A 15,710-nucleotide genomic window follows, 5' to 3' on the forward strand; every position below is an offset into this window, starting at 1 on the left:
AACCATGAATATTTTAATTATTGGCAATGGTGGGCGTGAGCACGCGCTGGCCTGGAAAGCCGCTCAGTCATCGCTGTCTGACAAAGTCTATGTGGCTCCGGGTAACGCCGGTACCGCGCTGGAACCAACACTGGAGAACATCAGTATTGCCGCGACGGATATTCCCGCATTGGTGTCTTTCGCCCAGCAAAACGCTATCGGCCTGACCATCGTTGGTCCAGAAGCACCATTGGTGATTGGCATAGTGGATGCTTTCCGTGCTGCGGGATTGAAAATCTTCGGACCGACGCAGGCAGCTGCACAACTGGAGGGATCCAAGGCATTCACCAAAGATTTTCTGGCACGCCATCATATTCCGACAGCGGAGTATCAAAACTTTACCGAAGTTCAGCCAGCACTGGAGTATATCCGCCAACGGGGTGCGCCTATCGTAATCAAAGCAGATGGTTTGGCCGCGGGTAAAGGTGTTATTGTCGCCATGACGCTGGAAGATGCGGAAAATGCTGTAACCGACATGTTGGCAGGCAATGCGTTTGGTGATGCAGGTCACCGTATCGTGGTAGAAGAGTTTCTGGACGGTGAAGAAGCCAGCTTTATCGTTATGGTAGATGGCGAACATGTGCTACCGATGGCGACCAGTCAAGATCATAAGCGAGTTGGTGATAAAGATACTGGCCCCAATACCGGGGGCATGGGCGCTTACTCTCCAGCACCGGTGGTCACGGATGAAATTCACCAGCGCGTCATGGAACAGGTGATTTGGCCAACCGTGCGTGGTATGGCCGCCGAAGGAAATGTGTATACCGGTTTTCTGTATGCCGGTTTGATGATCTCCGCCGATGGTCAACCAAAGGTAATTGAATTTAACTGTCGTTTTGGCGATCCGGAAACCCAGCCAATCATGTTACGCCTGCGTTCTGATTTGGTCGCATTATGCCTGGCCGCCTGTGAAGGCAAGTTAGATAAAACAAGCTCTGATTGGGACGAACGTCCATCTTTAGGGGTGGTACTGGCAGCGGGAGGTTATCCAGCGGATTACCGCACCGGTGACGTGATTAACGGCCTCCCCTCTCAGGAAGTAGCGGATGGGAAAGTCTTTCATGCGGGTACCGTGTTAAACGGTAAAAATGTGGTAACCAATGGTGGTCGAGTCTTATGCGTTACTGCTCTGGGTAATAGCGTGGCAGCTGCACAGCAACGAGCCTACGAGCTGGCGAAAGATATTCATTGGGATGGCTGTTTCTGCCGTCAAGATATCGGTTATCGCGCTATCGACCGCGAAAAAGCCTGATTTATCTTCCAGGTGGGCCCTCTGGGCTCACCTCTCCACCCCACCTCGCGAGCTTCCCATCTCCGCCAAATTTACATCACATTAATTTTGCCAGGGATGTCACTATCTCCGGCTTGGAGATAAATAACGTATGTCACTCCCACATGTCTATGGTTTTGGCAGTAGGTTCCCAACGGCAAAAATCGGTGTTCACCACTAACAACAACTGCGAACCTTCAGGGGACTCCAGCCAGGCAATACTGAGCACACCGGTCGAGTGCTGACGGCGTTGGGCAATCCACGACAAAGATGAGCGATCCAGATCCGGGCGTACCAGTTGTCCATTGCAGGTCATTACTTGATTATTCTGCCATATGCCCTGTTTGAGCTGTATATTACCTACCCGCAATGCATCACTTAACTCCAGCATACGTTTGGCATCAAACTGATACAGCGCTATTTCATCCTCAGACACAGACTCTCGGTGTTCAGGAAATTGACGTTGCATATAGCTGACGGTGCCATTGGCATCAAAACGCAAACGGGTCTCTTCTTTTGGCGGTCCAGATTTACTTTGTTGGATTTCGCGCACGGTACCCTGCTGGAACCGGTAATGGGTAATTTGCGTATTCTGGCCCTGATGCGGACTATAAACCGTCATCAGCGTCGTGACATGTTGCTGAACATCATCTTTACGCCATAAACGCACGACACCGCGATCAGCAAGATATCCTCCCGCATAGAAGTCTGATGGAGGCGAATGGGAACTGCAGGCGGTCATCAGCATGACGCCCACCCCAATACAGATGCTGCGAAAGAAAAACAAAAGGGGCATATTCGCCCCTCTGTTTAAACCTTTTCCCAACATACCGTTATTTTACAGCGTCTTTCAATGCTTTACCGGATACAAAAGCAGGCACATTGGCAGCAGCAATTTTGATTTCTTTACCCGTTTGCGGATTGCGGCCAGTGCGCTCATTACGATGATTGACTTTGAAAGTACCAAAACCGACTAATTGTACTGCATCACCTTCTTTCAGAGACTCAGTAATCGCCGCCAGAGTCGCTTCCAACGCTGCTTTGGCGTGAGCCTTAGAAAGGTCAGCTTTATCAGCAATTACATCAATCAGTTGAGTCTTATTCATAAGTTATCCTTACAGTGTGTTTATCACTTGCTAAGCATCGAGTGCGCCGGAAATGCCATAACAGCGATCTCCTGCATACACGCACCGACAGCCACTTTTTTTACGCTCCCCAAATGTAGACCAGACAGGGTGCGGATGTGAAGTCTCACAGGCCATTTCAGGCCTTAAATCACGTTTTACCGTGTTATTGGTATAAATTTATCCCAATATTACTGCTACCGTCCTCACGCAAGTCTGCGCGCAGCCCTTTTATCAATTCTATATCACGCTCTTCGCAGGCTGCCAACAAACGAAAAATCTCCCATTGAATGTCCCATTCCTGTTCAATAGCGGGCAGAATTTTCAGTTCTTCATCTGTCATTTCCCGACCCGCCTGCGTCATTTCCAGCATGGCCACAGTACGAATGGAAGTTTCACTGATAGCAATGGTATGTTCCAGTGTTTCACCGCTTAAACGGGAGTGAACAAGTTCTCCCAAAGCAATACAGGCATCAATCGCGGGGTAAACGCCGTAAATATCATAATTTTCAGCAGACGGGACCGCATCTTCAAGTTTTTCCAACTGATTATCAAAGTTGACTTTGACATCCTTGACCACCAGCGTTTCCCAGACCAGGTCGAGGATACGCCGGTAGACCTGAGCATCACCGAAGCCGGTTTGCTGGCAAAATTCATGATAATTAGGGTACATCCGCTCACAAAGGCATGCCATAAAAGTGACATGTTGCCAACTTTCCAGTTTTTCCAAACGCAAATGAATAGGGTTACGTAACATCGGTCATCTCACATAAATTATGGGCGGGAGTGTACCTGAAATCAGGCCAATGCCCTATTCCTGAATTCCTAAAGTGCGTTTATCAGTATTATTCATCATCACTGCTGCTGCCAGCGCTGGAAGGTCTTCCGATTTGATGCCACGGCATCCGCCCAGCGGGTCGGCTCAGGTAAACGGTAGCCACGAACACAGCGCGTTACCCATGCTAACGCGGTATTGATACTGACGCGATGTCCAGTGGAAACAAACAGCGGATTACAACGTACCTTGCTTCTCCACACCCACCCGATCTGTTCACCATGATCAAACAGCGGCTGCTGGCTGCCCACGGGTTCTTCCAGCGGAGAAAACTGGCCGCATAGCCGGCGCTTCGCCACGCCAATGGTAGGTATATTTACCAGCAGGCCAAAGTGGCTGGCCACACCAAAACGACGGGGATGGGAAATACCGTGACCATCCACAAACAGTAAATCAGGTCGATGTTGCAATTTTTCCCACGCGGCCAGCAGCGCTGGATATTCGCGGAAAGAAAGGAAGCCGGGGATGTAAGGCATGATCGTAGGGATACGGGCAATCTGATATTCCACCAGCATCAGCGACGGATATTCAAGTATCACAATCGCCGCTCGTGTCACCGCGCCTTGCTGCTCGAATCCTACATCAGCACCAGCGATATAAGCAGGTTGCTCAAACGGTAAATTATCACGGCAAATGACCTGTGATGCCTTGTCGAGTTGCTCTTCGCGCAGTGCCTGAATATCCATCATGCCATCCGATGATAGGGAGCCGATAACCGATGCACCGCATCAACAAAAATGCCTGGATTTTCAGGCGGCACATCCTGATGAATACCGTGTCCCAGATTGAATACATGGCCACTACCGGAGCCGAATCCATTCAGTATTGTCGCCACTTCCTGCTCGATCCTGGACGGAGAGGCATACAGCATGGAAGGATCCATATTCCCTTGCAGAGCGACACGATTTCCCACCCGATGTCGGGCCTCGGCAATATCGGTGGTCCAATCCAGTCCCAGCGCGTCACAACCAGTACCGGCCATGGCTTCCAGCCATTGACCGCCGCCTTTGGTAAACAGAGTGACCGGTACTCGTCGTCCCTCATGTTCACGCAGCAATCCATCAACAATTTTATGCATATAATGCAAGGAAAACTCGCGGTAATCTGCACAACTCAGCGCGCCACCCCAGGTATCAAAAATCATCACAGCCTGCGCACCGGCCTTAATCTGGGCATTCAGATACAATGTGACGCTATCCGCCAGCTTATCCAGTAACAGATGCAATGTATCCGGTGAGGTAAACATCATTTTCTTAATAACGGTGAAAACCTTACTGCTACCGCCTTCTACCATGTAGGTTGCCAGCGTCCACGGGCTACCGGAAAAACCAATCAGCGGCACGGCACCCGCCAGATTTTTACGGATAGTACGTACCGCATTCATCACGTAGCCCAGTTCCAGTTCAGGATCCGGTACCGGCAATTTTTCCACATCCGCATGACAAGTGATTGGCGAAGTAAATCTCGGCCCTTCACCGGTTTCAAAATAGAGCCCCAGTCCCATGGCATCGGGAACCGTGAGAATATCCGAAAATAGAATGGCCGCATCCAGATTATAACGACGCAGCGGTTGCAGCGTCACCTCACAAGCCAGATCGGCATCCTTGCACAGTGACATAAAATCTCCGGCCTGTTCCCGTATAGCACGATATTCCGGCAGATAACGACCTGCCTGACGCATCATCCATACTGGGGTCACATCCACTGGCTGACGTAACAGCGCACGCAAATAGCGATCGTTTTTCAGATCAGTCATATTTTTTCCTTTAGTATCAACTCACTGGCATCGTTATTATTGGCAACCATCTACAACCAAACCGTGTGACCACGAAATTCAGCGCCACCAGGTGTTACGAACCTGTTCAATCGTCAGCCTCGCGGCACAGCACTACGGTATCTTCAATCAGACGACGAGCCACCGTACCCGGTGGCGGTAATTCCGGCAACCGATCATAACGGAACCAGGCTGCATCCCGCAGTTCTGAAGGGTCTGCTTGCAGCTCTCCCCCCGCATATTCCGCCATGAAGGCCATCATCAATGAATGAGGGAACGGCCAAGGCTGAGAGCATACATAGCGCAGATTTTTGACATGGACATGACTCTCTTCCATGACTTCTCGCGCAACTGCCTGCTCCAGCGTTTCACCCACCTCTACAAAACCCGCCAACGTGGTATACATATTGCCGCGATGGCGCAAATGCTGGGCCAGCAGAATTTTATCCTGATGCTGGATGGCCACGATCACACAAGGAGCAATCTGTGGGTAATAACGTTCCTTACAGTGTGAACACAGGCAGGCCAGCTCTGTAGTACTGGTGTGCATTTCATGTCCGCAGTAGCCACAAAAGCGATGCGAACGATAGAACTCAGCCAACTGTACACCCCGTCCCGCCAGATGGAACAGACCGGCATCCTGACTCAGCAACTGACGCACTGATCCCATGCTGTCCGTCATAGAACGTGATACTAGCCATACCAGCACGCCCTGCCACTCGCCGATCTGGCGGGCGCGAAAATTCTGCAAATCCCATTGCGCGGCGGTTCCCTGCGGCAATTCGCCCTGTGGTAACCAGATCTGATTACCATGGCTGACGACCCACCAGCCGCTTTCATCACCTTTTAGTATCAGTTCCATACTTTTAATGCCTCACTCATTACCAGATTGACATTTTACAGCTATGTTTAATGGATAATTACACTGCTAACAGTCATCATTGATGTATGAAGGGAGTCAATAATGCTAAAGCAACTACAAAGTTTGACTGAGTATGTTGGCGGCAATAATGCGTTAATCGATCAGTGGCTACAAGCTCGTAAACAGTTACTGATCACTTACTATCACTTGGTCGGCATGAAGCCAAATAAAGAAACCCATACCCGTCTGGATGAAAAAGCGCTGGATGATTTCTGCCATAATCTGGTCGACTATCTTTCAGCTGGCCATTTCCACATTTACGAACGAATGCTGCAAGAAGTTGCCCCATTGAATGAAAAAAAGCGAGCGCTCGCCGCACAGCTCGATTCGATATTACAAGGCAACACACAGCAAATCATGGACTTTTATGATAGTCATCTGGTTGCCGCCATCGATCAAGATAACTGTTTCGAATTTCAGCAAACATTATCAAGCGTGGGGGAATCCTTGGCAATGCGCTTTACCCTGGAAGACCACATGATCCGGCTAGTATTTGAACAGTAAATCAGACTGAACTATCGATAGTGCAGGGCGCCTTTTCAGCTGATGTAACTTTTTGACACCAGGCCGGGCTCGGCATAAAGTGGTAACGTTTTATCCGCTCCAGCGTTTTGGAGCTATATCTTGTCGGAGTGCCCCGCACATATCATCGTGCACGGGCTGAGACCGTTAATTCGGGATCCGCGGAACCTGATCAGGCTAATACCTGCGAAGGGAACAAGAGTAATCCATTCTGTTGAACCCCAGCGCCATAGGCATTTATCCGGGTTCACACCCTGTCATTACTCCCTCCGAACTCCAGACAAGCAATCTTCCCATTCAGTATTTATAGGAACTTGCTATGTCTACAGAAAAGAAAGCCCCTGGTCGTCGTGAGCAACGCGCCGCCGCCCAACAGTTTATTGACACCCTTCGGGGTACCGCATTCCCGAATTCACAGCGAATTTACATTTCTGGCTCACGCGAAGATATCCGTGTTCCCATGCGGGAAATTCAGCTCAGCCCCACCTTGACTGGTGGTAGCCGGGAGAATCCCAGTCATGAACCCAACGAGCCCGTCCCCGTCTATGATACGGCTGGCCCATATGGCGACCCTGACGCTACACCAGACGTTCACCTCGGCCTGGAAAAAGTCCGGGCCGCCTGGATAGCCGAGCGCAACGACACACAAGCGCTTTCTCAGGTCAGTTCTGGTTTTACCCAGCAACGCCTGGCCGATGCAGGATTGGATCATCTGCGGTTTGAACAATTGCCGCAACCGCAGTGTGCCAAAACCGGCAAGCGGGTAACGCAACTGCATTATGCTCGTCAGGGGATCGTCACACCCGAAATGGAATTCATTGCCATCCGTGAAAATATGGGGCGTGAACGTATCCACAGTGAGGTGCTGCGCCAGCAACACCCCGGCCAAAGCTTCGGTGCCAACTTGCCCGACAGTATCACCCCGGAATTTGTACGTCAGGAAGTTGCCGCCGGACGCGCCATTATTCCCGCCAATATCAATCATCCCGAGTCAGAACCGATGATTATCGGCCGTAATTTTCTGGTGAAGGTCAATGCCAATATCGGTAACTCCGCCGTGACATCGTCCATCGAAGAAGAAGTGGAAAAGCTGGTGTGGTCAACACGCTGGGGTGCGGACACCGTGATGGATTTGTCCACCGGACGTTATATTCATGAAACTCGTGAGTGGATACTACGTAACAGCCCGGTTCCCATTGGTACGGTACCTATTTATCAAGCTCTGGAAAAAGTTAATGGCGTTGCGGAAAATCTGACCTGGGAAATGTTCCGCGACACACTGCTGGAACAGGCAGAACAAGGCGTTGACTATTTCACCATCCATGCTGGGGTGCTGCTGCGCTATGTGCCGATGACCGCCAAACGCCTGACGGGCATTGTCTCTCGCGGTGGCTCCATCATGGCGAAATGGTGTCTTTCTCATCATCAGGAAAATTTCCTGTATCAGCACTTTCGTGAAATTTGTGAACTCTGTGCAGCCTATGATGTATCCCTGTCATTGGGTGATGGTCTTCGCCCTGGCTCTATTCAGGACGCCAACGATGAAGCCCAGTTCGCCGAGCTCCACACGCTGGGTGAGCTGACCAAAATCGCCTGGGAATATGACGTTCAGGTCATGATTGAAGGCCCCGGTCATGTGCCGATGCAAATGATCCGCCGCAACATGACTGAAGAGCTGGAGCATTGCCATGAAGCGCCGTTCTACACGCTCGGCCCACTCACCACCGATATTGCACCGGGCTATGATCATTTCACCTCCGGTATTGGTGCGGCCATGATTGGCTGGTTCGGTTGCGCCATGCTGTGTTATGTCACGCCAAAAGAGCATTTGGGATTGCCAAACAAGGATGATGTCAAGCAAGGGCTGATTACCTACAAGATCGCCGCCCACGCGGCCGACCTGGCCAAAGGCCACCCTGGCGCACAGATCCGCGACAACGCCATGTCAAAAGCACGCTTTGAATTTCGCTGGGACGATCAGTTTAATCTGGCGCTCGATCCGCAAACCGCTCGCACTTATCACGACGAAACCCTGCCGCAGGAATCCGGCAAAGTGGCCCATTTCTGCTCCATGTGCGGCCCCAAATTCTGCTCAATGAAGATTTCCCAGGAAGTACGTGATTACGCCGCGCAGCAGGAAGCCGTGGCCCAGCCCATTGATGTCGGGATGGCGCAGATGTCAGCAGAATTCCGTGCCCGCGGCAGCGAGCTATACCACACTGCCACCAGTCTGCCACAGGAGGAATCCTGATGAGCCGCGTCTTCCCCTCCACCGCGGAACAGCTCGGGCTCTATCCGGTGGTGGACAGCGTGTTGTGGATCAACCGCCTGCTGAACGCCGGTGTGAAAACCATTCAGTTGCGGATCAAAGACCTGTCGGACGATCAGGTAGAGCCAGAGGTGATTCAGGCAATCAACCTGGGACGACAATTTCAGGCACGGCTGTTCATCAATGACTATTGGCGATTGGCGATCAAACATCAGGCTTATGGCGTCCATCTGGGACAGGAAGATCTGGATACTGCTGATCTCGCCGCCATTCATCAGGCTGGTCTGCGGTTGGGTGTTTCCACCCATGATGATACCGAGCTGGAACGCGCTGTTGCCGTCAATCCTTCCTACATCGCATTAGGGCACATCTTCCCAACGCAAACCAAAGCCATGCCGTCATCACCACAGGGTCTGCCTGAACTGACCCGGCACATCAGCGCACTCCAGGGGCGTTTTCCCACGGTTGCCATTGGCGGTATCAGTGTCGATAAGGTTCCTGCCGTACTGGCGACCGGCGTTGGCAGCATCGCGGTAGTCAGTGCCATTACCCAGGCACCGGACTGGCGTCAGGCAACCACCACATTACTTCGGATGATTGAAGGACGGGAGAAATAACGTGTTAAACGATCAGGAGTTTATGCGTTATAGCCGCCAGTTACTGCTAGAGGACGTCGGCGCTGAAGGTCAAAAAAAGCTCGCGGCCGCCTGCGTGTTGCTGGTAGGTATGGGTGGACTCGGTTCACCTGCGGCTCTGTATCTGGCCGCGGCAGGGGTGGGTAAGCTATTGCTGGCGGATAGTGACGAGCTGCATATTTCCAATCTTCAACGACAAATTCTCTACCGCACTCGTGATATTTCCCAACCCAAAGCCATGCTGGCTCAGCGTCAGTTGCAGGCGCTGAATCCCACTATTACCTGTGTGGCGCTTAACCGACGGCTGGAAAACGGTGTCCTGCAACAAGCGGTAGCGAAAGCCGATCTGATACTGGACTGTAGTGACAACATGGCCACTCGCCATGCTGTCAATGCCGCCTGCGTTGCAGCAGAGAAAACCCTGATCAGTGCCAGTGCGGTAGGACTCAGCGGTCAACTACTGGTACTGACGCCGCCTTATGCTCACGGCTGCTATGCCTGTCTGTATCCAGATGCCAGCGAACCGCAGCGTAACTGCCGTACCGCTGGGGTATTAGGTCCGGTGGTTGGCGTAATGGGCACATTACAGGCGCTGGAGGCTATCAAACTACTGTGTGGCCTGCCCTCTCCACTCAACGGCAAACTGCGCTTATTCGATGCCCGGCAGCATAGCTGGAGCACATTACAACTAACGCCTTCTCCAACGTGCCCGATATGCGGAGACCATCCATGAAAATCCGGCTCAATGAAGAAACGTTGGAACTGGAAAAACCCGTAAACATTGAACAGTTGCTCAATCAGCTGAACCGCCTCCAGCCCGGTACAGCACTGGCCATCAATCAGATCATCATTCCACGCAGTGCCTGGCATCAACATCAGGTACAGGAAGGGGATGACATTTTGCTTTTTCAGGCGATAGCAGGAGGATGAATGCTACATATTGCCGATACAACATTTTCATCCCGGTTACTGACCGGTACCGGGAAATTTGCCAGCGCGGAACTGATGCTGGAAGCGTTGCAGGCTTCCGGATCGCAATTGGTGACAATGGCGATGAAACGCGTGGATCTGACGGGCGGTAACGACGCTATTCTGGCCCCTTTACGACAGTTGGGCGTGAGACTGCTTCCCAATACGTCCGGTGCCAAAACCGCAGACGAAGCCATATTTGCTGCTCATTTGGCACGTGAAGCGTTAGGTACTCACTGGGTGAAGCTGGAGATTCACCCAGATATGAGGTACCTGTTACCCGACCCGATAGAAACCCTGAAGGCAGCAGAACAGCTGGTCAAAGAGGGATTTGTGGTACTCCCATACTGTGCTGCCGATCCGGTGCTATGTAAGCGTCTGGAGGAGGTGGGTTGTGCCGCGGTCATGCCGCTGGGGGCGCCGATCGGTTCGAACCAGGGTCTACAGACCCGCGATTTTCTACGCATCATCATCGAACAGGCACGGGTGCCGGTAGTGGTGGATGCTGGCATTGGCGCCCCCAGTCATGCCGCAGAAGCTATCGAGATCGGCGCCGATGCGGTGCTGGTGAATACCGCCATCGCTGTAGCCCACGACCCGGTAAACATGGCGCAGGCGTTTCGGTTGGCGATAGAAGCCGGAACGTTGGCACGGCAAGCAGGTTTGGGCCGCCGTCAACAGGTTGCCAGCGCTACCAGTCCGTTGACCCATTTTCTGCAACAGACAACAGAGGCAGTTGGCTAATGGAAACCCATTTTCAACAACGTTGGCAACAGTTGCACTGGGATGACCTGACACTGCGGATTAACAGCCAAACAGCCGCCGATGTGGAACGGGCATTGACAGCGGACCAACTCAGCCGCGATGACTTTATGGCACTGATCTCTCCAGCCGCCAGGCACTATCTCGAACCATTGGCACAGCGTGCCCAGCAGTTAACCCGCCAGCGATTCGGCAATACCGTCAGCTTTTATGTACCACTGTATCTCTCTAATCTGTGCTCCAATGATTGTACTTACTGCGGTTTTTCCATGAGCAACCACCTCAAGCGTAAGACGCTGAATGAAGAAGAAATTCTGCGTGAATGTTTGGCAATCAAAGAAATGGGGTTCAATCACCTGCTGCTGGTGACGGGCGAACATCAACGGAAGGTGGGAATGGATTATTTTCGCCAGGTATTCCCGATCATCCGCCCGCATTTCAGTTCACTGATGATGGAAGTACAACCGTTGAATCAGGCTGAATATGCGGAACTGAAAATGCTGGGGCTGGATGGCGTCATGGTGTATCAGGAAACTTATCATCCATCGACTTACGCTCAACATCATCTGCGCGGCCAGAAACAAGACTTCAGTTGGCGACTGGATACACCAGATCGACTGGGTAACGCCGGGATCGACAAGATCGGATTAGGCGCGTTGATCGGTCTTTCCGATAGCTGGCGTACTGACTGCTATATGGTGGCCGAACACCTGCTGTATTTGCAGCAAACCTACTGGCGGAGCCGCTATTCAATCTCCTTCCCGCGTTTACGCCCTTGTGCCGGAGGTATTGAGCCTGCGTCAATTATGGATGAAGCCCAGTTAATGCAGGTCATCTGTGCGTTTCGCCTACTTTCTCCAGATATTGAGCTCTCCCTCTCAACCCGGGAATCATCGTTCTTCCGTGACCACATGGTTCCAATCGCCATCAACAACGTCAGCGCCTTCTCCAAAACCCAACCGGGTGGCTACGCGGACAATCATCCAGAGCTGGAGCAGTTTACGCCCCATGATGGTCGACGCCCGGAAGAGGTGGCTGCCGCCATTGTCAAGGCGGGTTTACAACCGGTCTGGAAAGACTGGGAAGGGTATCTGGGCCGACCGGCCACACACCAGTAATGCCAGAACGGCAATGTTACGGGGCGCTGACGCCCCGTATTACCCTACGGTTATCACAGGATTGTTCATCATTTCTGCAATCACGTTCCCCAGCCTGACGATACCTTCCTCACGCTCTGGCGTGAGCGGCATAGCATAGCTCAACCGCAGGCAATGACGATACTTGCCAGCCACAGAAAATAGTGACCCTTCATAAACCCTGATTTTCTCGCTGACCAGCCGTTGGTTCAGCCGCACGCCATCAAACGTTTCCGGAAACTCAATCCACAGCACAAATCCACCTTGTGGTCGACTGATACAGACCTTCTCCGGAAACGTGTGCCTCACCCGGTTGACAAAACTTCCCAGGTTACGTTGATAAAGCGCACGCATGCGGCGCAAATGCGGCATGTAATGCCCTTGCCGAATAAACTCTGCCACGGCCTGTTGAGGACAAATGGCAACAGACCCGGTACTGGTGTATTTCATGTGTAGCGCTCGATCCAGATAGCGCCCCGGAACTATCCATCCCACTCGCAGACCAGGTGCCAACATTTTTGAAAACGAGCTGCACAACAGGACTCGCCCCTCATAATCCAAAGATTTCAGGGTGATCGGGCGCGGGTAGTCATATGCCAGTTCACCATACACATCATCCTCAATGATGGCGATATCATAGCGCTGCGCCAACATCATCAATGCCCGCTTGCGGTGTTCCGGCATAATAAATCCCAGCGGATTATTACAATTCGGTACCGTCAGCACCGCTTTCACCGGCCATTGCTCCAGCGCCAACTCCAATGCTTCAAGGCTCATCCCTTGAGAAAAATCAGTAGGAATTTCAATAACCTTAATACCAAAACCACACAGTATCTGCATGATGCCATGAAATACCGGCGACTCAATAGCCACAATATCACCGGGGTTACACACGGACCGAACCGCTATGGACAGCGCTTGCGTACAACCATTGGTGATAACAATATCCTGTTCAGACAACTGGCAGCCACTATCAATCATCAACCGGGCAATCTGTTCACGCAGCCGCGGTAACCCATGCAGACTGTCATAGTTCAGCATGGAGATATCCTGTTTTTGCCCAATACGGCTAATATTCTTCCATAACGGCTTAAGTGTGGTCGGCGTGAGGTCGGGAATGCTGCCGCCCAATTGCAGAATATCGGGATCAGAACGGGAACAGATCTGTTCCAGTACCGAATCCCACGTAGTGATTTCCACCGGACGCTGTACCGGTCGCGTCATGGCAGGAATGGGGGCCACCGCCATACGTGGCTTCACAAAGTAGCCAGAACGCGGCAGTGGCACGATTAATTGCTTCTCTTCCAGCAAATGGTACGCCTGCTGGACGGTACTAATACTGACACCATGCTCCTGACTCAGTGAGCGCACTGACGGCAAACGTTCACCACACTGATACAACCCTTGTTCAATTCGCTGTATCAATATGGTGGCCAGAAATTGATATCGCGTCATCTGTATCCCCCGAATAAATAGAAATAAGAAAAAACAATACAGATAAGCTCCAAAACAACCGTTCAGATACGGTATCGCGCATTTTGTATCATAAATAAAGTAAATTTCTGAATCTGTATCAATTCCAATCTCTCCTGCATGATGGCAGTCAACCAGCGACAGGGGAGAAAAACCATGACAAAACGACTTATTACCCGGCTACGCATACACTTGAGCCTGCGCATGCTTTATCAGCTCTGGCGGCACCGAAAGGCACAAGCTGAATCAAAAAAACTACTGTTGAGCATGAATGATGACCGTCTAAAAGATATTGGTTTAACACGCGCAGATATACACAACCTGTTCTCGTCAAGAAAAGACCGTTAAATCGTGCTGACTGTATGCAGTTACAGATTTACAAGCTACAAGACAGCTGGCATGGAGAAGATCGAACTGACAAGACAGGAAGTTGTTCGACGGTGATAATCTGATACAAACGGTAGTTATGTTCTTGCACAAAGGAAACGTCCAGCTTGTGCGGCGTAACGCAACACACTGAAACATTTTCAGACAATCGGTTTTTCTGTACAGCACGATATGCAAGGCAACAAACAGCATCTCGCACCACACCGTGCTCATGGCTACAGTGGGCACGCTGGTAAAACGTGCACCAGCCGGGGCGAACAGTCCGGGCGTCCCGCTCACCAGACCGCCGATACAGGTTCGCCTGTATCGGCCCTTCCCATCCATAATCAGACAGAGCTACTCAATAGGATAGCCGGGCATAGCCCAGACAGAGGGCCAGTCTCCCGGTTGCCCGCCATTGCATTCAGGCTGATAGTTATAAGCGACCAGTTGGAAGTTTTTACCGTCAAACACCCACTGCGCACTCTCACCACAATCCGCAATACCGCGCCCTTTGGCGGAGTAGTACAGCATGCCGATTTCCGGATCGTACTCCGCTTCAGTGAACCAGCGAATTTTGTCATCCTGACTGTCCGCTATTTTTATAGGTCGCGACAATACCAGTAATTGCGCACCCTGCGGATTATTGCGTGGTGTGACAAACAGCATGCTGGAAGATTGATAAGCGCCCATACCACAGTTCAGCATGACCAACGCCAACTCATTGGTCAGCGGTTCTGCTTCACTCAATGCACGAGCCTCTTTGCTCAAACCACAACCTTCTTCTTCCAGAATGGATCTTTTAGCCGCGACTACCGCATCGATAAGTTCGTCAGTTTTCACCAACGGCGGCGGTTGAATATAAGCAGGGTTGATATCCTGACTCACCGGCACGGCGGGAACAGATGAAACGTCACCGTCTCCCACTTGCAGTAATGCACTACGGTTATTTAACCGTCCTTGTCGTTCATCCACCAGCAATAATGCGGCATTTAAACCCGTCAGGGAGATTGCTTCTTCTTCACTGGTGCTATCTGCAGACAACGTTAACCATTTGGCATTTTTAGTCGCCTGAACAAAGCGCTGAATGGCATCAAGTTGCTCGGTATGTACATAGAAAGCGCCCTCTTCTTCATCTGGCTGCCACGCAGGTTGAGTCAATGGGAACCGCACACCATCCATAAAAAGCGCCTGCCGTTTGTCCGCCAAATCAAAATCCAGGGAGATTTTTCCCTGTGGGCCTGATTCACGCTTGAGTGTAACGCGTAGGTAAGCATCACTATTCCTGACATCACAATCATTCAGGTTATTGCAGGTCACCTGCCAATGTTTGAACATCTTTTGTATTGGCTTTACCCCTTGCCAGGGAGATGGAGATGTCGTGACGTTCTGGGCGTTAACCGGGCTGATAATCAACTGAGTCAGTAATATGACAAAAAGTATTGTTTTTAATCGCATTGAACATGCCTTTTTGATGCGTCCATCAGAATGTTATAGCGCAATAATCAAATGTTCTGTGCATAAAAAACGCCGGAAGTGTTTTTAAACGCTGTGTAGCAACGGATCAAAGCAGGGTCGGCGGCAGATAGACGCCATAAAAAAACCGCTCCTTAC

17 protein-coding genes and 1 riboswitch are annotated in these 15,710 nt (G+C 51.4%); of the genes, 9 read left to right on the forward strand and 8 right to left on the reverse strand.

Translation table 11 applies throughout. From position 1 onward, the window contains the following. The first annotated feature begins 4 nt into the window (after positions 1–4). A complete protein-coding gene (gene purD / locus RS889_RS21825; RefSeq protein ID WP_315708688.1) occupies positions 5–1,291 on the forward strand; it encodes a phosphoribosylamine--glycine ligase in 1,287 nt (428 codons plus the stop codon). Between the two features lie 133 nt (positions 1,292–1,424). Here the strand turns inward: purD and RS889_RS21830 are convergent, their stop codons facing one another. The 6 genes from RS889_RS21830 to nudC all read right to left on the reverse strand — a co-directional run bounded on the left by RS889_RS21830 (position 1,425) and on the right by nudC (position 5,904). Beyond that, positions 1,425–2,138: a DUF1481 domain-containing protein gene (locus tag RS889_RS21830; RefSeq protein WP_315708689.1), complete on the reverse strand. Its 714-nt coding sequence runs from the start codon at positions 2,136–2,138 to the stop codon at positions 1,425–1,427. 4 nt (positions 2,139–2,142) lie between these two features. After that, a complete protein-coding gene (gene hupA, locus RS889_RS21835) occupies positions 2,143–2,415 on the reverse strand; it encodes a nucleoid-associated protein HU-alpha (RefSeq protein WP_021014068.1) in 273 nt (90 codons plus the stop codon). Between the two features lie 184 nt (positions 2,416–2,599). Further along, a complete protein-coding gene (locus RS889_RS21840) occupies positions 2,600–3,190 on the reverse strand; it encodes a YjaG family protein (protein WP_021014067.1) in 591 nt (196 codons plus the stop codon). A 98-nt stretch (positions 3,191–3,288) separates the two neighbouring features. Next, complete coding sequence (gene nfi / locus RS889_RS21845; protein ID WP_037380496.1) at positions 3,289–3,957, reverse strand: deoxyribonuclease V; 669 nt, start codon at positions 3,955–3,957, stop codon at positions 3,289–3,291. Then, positions 3,954–5,024 (reverse strand): uroporphyrinogen decarboxylase, encoded by a 1,071-nt coding sequence (gene hemE / locus RS889_RS21850; RefSeq protein WP_315708690.1) that lies wholly within the window; start codon positions 5,022–5,024, stop codon positions 3,954–3,956. The genes nfi and hemE overlap by 4 nt, the downstream gene beginning before the upstream one ends. 106 nt (positions 5,025–5,130) lie before the next feature. Further along, the gene (nudC, locus tag RS889_RS21855) at positions 5,131–5,904 is read right to left on the reverse strand and encodes an NAD(+) diphosphatase (protein WP_021014064.1); all 774 of its coding nucleotides are present in this window, start codon (positions 5,902–5,904) and stop codon (positions 5,131–5,133) included. A 102-nt stretch (positions 5,905–6,006) separates the two neighbouring features. Between nudC and RS889_RS21860 the strand changes: the two genes are divergently transcribed. The 7 genes from RS889_RS21860 (at position 6,007) to thiH (ending at position 12,239) form a co-directional block, all read left to right on the forward strand. Then, on the forward strand, positions 6,007–6,468 hold the full coding sequence (locus RS889_RS21860; RefSeq protein WP_021014063.1) for an Rsd/AlgQ family anti-sigma factor: 462 nt from the start codon (positions 6,007–6,009) through the stop codon (positions 6,466–6,468). 114 nt (positions 6,469–6,582) lie between these two features. Further along, a riboswitch (TPP riboswitch) is annotated at positions 6,583–6,698 on the forward strand. Positions 6,699–6,805: 107 nt separating this feature from the next. Next, positions 6,806–8,737 carry a phosphomethylpyrimidine synthase ThiC gene (thiC, locus tag RS889_RS21865; RefSeq protein ID WP_315708691.1) on the forward strand — a complete coding sequence of 644 codons (1,932 nt, stop codon included), beginning with the start codon at positions 6,806–6,808 and terminating at the stop codon, positions 8,735–8,737. Next, positions 8,737–9,372 carry a thiamine phosphate synthase gene (thiE, locus tag RS889_RS21870; RefSeq protein ID WP_315708692.1) on the forward strand — a complete coding sequence of 212 codons (636 nt, stop codon included), beginning with the start codon at positions 8,737–8,739 and terminating at the stop codon, positions 9,370–9,372. The genes thiC and thiE overlap by 1 nt, the downstream gene beginning before the upstream one ends. Position 9,373: 1 nt before the next feature. Beyond that, the gene (locus tag RS889_RS21875) at positions 9,374–10,123 is read left to right on the forward strand and encodes a HesA/MoeB/ThiF family protein (protein ID WP_021014060.1); all 750 of its coding nucleotides are present in this window, start codon (positions 9,374–9,376) and stop codon (positions 10,121–10,123) included. Continuing rightward, positions 10,120–10,320 carry a sulfur carrier protein ThiS gene (thiS, locus tag RS889_RS21880; protein WP_021014059.1) on the forward strand — a complete coding sequence of 67 codons (201 nt, stop codon included), beginning with the start codon at positions 10,120–10,122 and terminating at the stop codon, positions 10,318–10,320. The genes RS889_RS21875 and thiS overlap by 4 nt, the downstream gene beginning before the upstream one ends. Then, on the forward strand, positions 10,321–11,103 hold the full coding sequence (locus tag RS889_RS21885; RefSeq protein WP_315708693.1) for a thiazole synthase: 783 nt from the start codon (positions 10,321–10,323) through the stop codon (positions 11,101–11,103). Further along, positions 11,103–12,239 carry a 2-iminoacetate synthase ThiH gene (gene thiH, locus RS889_RS21890; RefSeq protein ID WP_315708694.1) on the forward strand — a complete coding sequence of 379 codons (1,137 nt, stop codon included), beginning with the start codon at positions 11,103–11,105 and terminating at the stop codon, positions 12,237–12,239. The genes RS889_RS21885 and thiH overlap by 1 nt, the downstream gene beginning before the upstream one ends. Positions 12,240–12,278: 39 nt before the next feature. Here thiH and RS889_RS21895 read toward each other — a convergent pair whose 3' ends face one another. After that, positions 12,279–13,712 (reverse strand): aminotransferase-like domain-containing protein, encoded by a 1,434-nt coding sequence (locus tag RS889_RS21895; RefSeq protein WP_315708695.1) that lies wholly within the window; start codon positions 13,710–13,712, stop codon positions 12,279–12,281. Positions 13,713–13,934: 222 nt separating this feature from the next. Between RS889_RS21895 and RS889_RS23920 the strand changes: the two genes are divergently transcribed. Further along, the gene (locus tag RS889_RS23920) at positions 13,935–14,078 is read left to right on the forward strand and encodes a YjiS-like domain-containing protein (protein ID WP_416354392.1); all 144 of its coding nucleotides are present in this window, start codon (positions 13,935–13,937) and stop codon (positions 14,076–14,078) included. Positions 14,079–14,453: 375 nt separating this feature from the next. On the opposite strand, the gene RS889_RS21900 is transcribed toward RS889_RS23920, so the two are convergent. Continuing rightward, entirely contained in the window at positions 14,454–15,554 is a 1,101-nt protein-coding gene (locus tag RS889_RS21900) for a DUF1176 domain-containing protein (RefSeq protein ID WP_315708696.1), read from the reverse strand. Positions 15,555–15,710: the final 156 nt, after the last annotated feature.

It is taken from the genome of Brenneria uluponensis, from assembly GCF_032395385.1.
GTDB lineage: Bacteria > Pseudomonadota > Gammaproteobacteria > Enterobacterales > Enterobacteriaceae > Prodigiosinella > Prodigiosinella aquatilis.